At 54.6% G+C, this 229-nt stretch carries 1 protein-coding gene; it reads right to left on the minus strand.

All coding sequences use genetic code 11. The features are described from left to right. Window positions 1–179: S16 family serine protease (locus Q4563_RS23295; RefSeq protein ID WP_303606239.1), on the minus strand; the 179-nt coding region annotated here is incomplete at its 3' end. Window positions 180–229 lie beyond the last annotated feature (50 nt).

Below are 229 nucleotides of genomic sequence, written 5' to 3' on the forward strand. Positions count from 1 at the left end.
GGAGTGGCCGCCGCTTCCAGTGTCAATAATTCGCCACCGACCGATGTCCAGGCCAGTCCGGTTACTTGTCCAACTTCGTTACTGGCTCCAGCCAGGCCGTAGCTGTATTTGGTAACACCGAGGAATTCTTCCAGCAACTCTTCGGTAATCACGCAGGTAGCGGTTGTCTGGCTCAGCATATTGGTCTTGACTACACGGCGACAAAGCTTGGCCAGTTCACGTTCAAGCC

It is taken from the genome of Gilvimarinus sp. 1_MG-2023, assembly GCF_030548285.1.